The following is a 2,266-nucleotide window of genomic DNA, read 5'->3' as shown; positions in this document are numbered from 1 at the left end:
CTATCCACCTCGTCGTCCAAACCGGCAACGTGGTTGCGGGCTTCGCCATCCTCGGTCCCGCCACGGGCGACGCGGACGCCGGAACCGGCCAGCTCCACGCGATCAATGTGCATCCGGACTGGTGGGCACGGGGCGCAGGCTCCGTCCTGTTTGCGGCTGCCGAGCAGAAGTTCATCGAMCTCGGCTACGACCGTGCCTGTCTCTGGGTGGCGGCTGGCAACAATCGAGCCATCAGCTTCTACAGCAAGCGCGGCTGGCACGACGACGGAGCGACCCTGGAAGACCCCAGATTCGAYCCGCCCGTRTCSGAGAACCGCCACAGCCGGATCTTCCCTCACTCGCGGTAGCCAAGGGACTCACGCGCCTCATCCGCCCGTCCAGCGCCGCAGCGTGCTGTTGAGCAGTCCCACCAGCACACTGGTCCACCAGCAGGCTTGCGAGACACACAGGGCGGCGAGCAAGCGTGCCCGCAGCCCGGCCGCCATTGCGGTGAACAGCGTTGCCGGCGGCAGCAGGTGCAGTTGCTTCATGGTCCGGGTCAGGACCAGTCCGTTGAGAATGAGCACCAAGATGCTCACAAGTTTGATTTGGGTCGGAGGGCTGGACAGGTCCGGGTGCAGCAGCGCCCCGGAGATGAGCAGGATCGCCAGCCCGCCCCAGATCAGCGGCTGCGCGGCGGAATCGAGCCGCCGGGTGTCGTGGACGTCGCGGCGGCCCAGCAGCCACAGCAGGCCGACCCAGTCAAGCACCAGGATGGCCCCGAAGGACAGCACGAGGGCCAGGATGTGGGCGGCGAGGGCAACCCGGTGGACCACCACCCCGGGGTCCAGGAACCCGCCAACCAGCACCGATGCCAGCCACGCCGCCGAACACCCCACGCCCAGCAGCACGAGTTTCAGGGCGGGTTTTCCGCTCGGGCTGGCGGGCTTGACGATGCCGGGTCCCGGCAGTTCCGTGCTGTGAGGTACACCTGTTCCGTCAGCGCCCGGCGGCCGCCCGGCGTCGGTGAGGGCCGCCGTCACGTGAAGAGCCCCTCGCCGATGAAGCCTCCCGYCGCGGTTCCCGGGGGAACCGCGAACAGGCCCGAACCGGTGTGCTTGAGGTATTCCAGAGCCAGGGTGTCTTCCTTCGCCATGGCCAGCTGCATGGGTACGTAGTGGGTCCGGGGGTCAGTCACGAAAGCGATGAAGAACAGGCCGGCGTCGAGGTGTCCCAGGCCGTCCGATCCGTCAGTGTAGTTGTACCCGCGCCGGAGCATCTTGACGCCGTCGTTCCGGCTCGAGTGCGCGAGGCGGACGTGGGCGTCCAGCGGGATCAGCGGTTCGCCGCCGCTGCCGGTGATGTCGAAGTTTGGGGTGGTGAATTCCTCGCCGCCGGAGAGCGGTGCGCCCGAGCCCTTGGTCCGGCCRATCAGGCCTTCCTGTTCGCGCAGTGAGGTCCGGTCCCAGATTTCGATGTGCATCCGGATCCGGCGCGCCACGAGGTAGGTGCCGCCGGCCATCCAGGCTTCTCCCGGGCGGGTTCCCGGGCCGGCCCAGACGTGCTCGTCCAGCAGTGCGGTGTCCTCGGCTTTGAGGTTGCTGATGCCGTCCTTGAAGCCGAAGAGGTTCCGCGGCGTGGTCTGGGCCCTGGACGTGGAGGAGGTCCGGCCGAATCCCAGCTGCGACCAGCGGACSCGTGTCTGCCCGAACCCGATCCGCGCCAGGTTCCGGATCGCATGGACAGCCACCTGCGGGTCGTCGGCGCAGGCCTGGACCACTATGTCGCCGCCGGTGCGCCCCGGYTGGAGATCATCGCCSGGGAAGTGCGGCAGGTCGATCAGGGCGTCCGGGCGCCGGCCATCCAGGCCGAAGCGGGCCTTGCCGTCCTTCTCRAACAGGCCCGGGCCAAACCCAAAGGTGAGGGTGAGCTTTCCGGCCCCAAGGTCCAGCGTYTCKCCCGTGTCCTCCGGCGGCGCATCGTAGGGGCCGTCGACGGCGCCGCTGCTGCCCGTGCCGCGCCCCGCGGTCATCGCCGCSGCGGCCGCGGTCCAGTCCTTCAGCAGCCGGATGAGCTCCGCGCGGTCCTCCGTGACGACGTCGAAGGCCGCAATGTGAAGGCGGTCCTGGGCCGGCGTSACGATGCCTGCCTGGCGGTCGCCGTGGAAGGSGATGATGTCCKCCGCTGCCGGCGGAGGTGCTGCTGCCGCTACGGCGTCGTGGCCGAGGAAACCGGCCGCCAGGCCGGCGACGGCGCCCGCGCCGCCGGCGCCGGCGAAGGACAGGAG

Annotated in this window: 3 protein-coding genes; 1 reads left to right on the top strand and 2 read right to left on the bottom strand. The window is 69.5% G+C overall.

The annotated features are described in order from the left end of the window. A partial coding sequence (locus AC1DEY_RS22950) for a GNAT family N-acetyltransferase (protein ID WP_476870010.1) occupies positions 1-347 on the top strand: 347 nt, incomplete at its 5' end. Positions 348-365: 18 nt separating this feature from the next. On the opposite strand, the gene AC1DEY_RS22945 is transcribed toward AC1DEY_RS22950, so the two are convergent. Continuing rightward, positions 366-1,022 carry a hypothetical protein gene (locus AC1DEY_RS22945; protein ID WP_476870009.1) on the bottom strand — a complete coding sequence of 219 codons (657 nt, stop codon included), beginning with the start codon at positions 1,020-1,022 and terminating at the stop codon, positions 366-368. After that, positions 1,019-2,266: iron uptake transporter deferrochelatase/peroxidase subunit (gene efeB, locus AC1DEY_RS22940; RefSeq protein WP_476870008.1), on the bottom strand; the 1,248-nt coding region annotated here is incomplete at its 5' end. The genes efeB and AC1DEY_RS22945, both read right to left, overlap by 4 nt.

It is taken from the genome of Arthrobacter sp. 05T47 (assembly GCF_056395825.1).
This window is presented reverse-complemented; position numbering and strand designations above follow the sequence as displayed.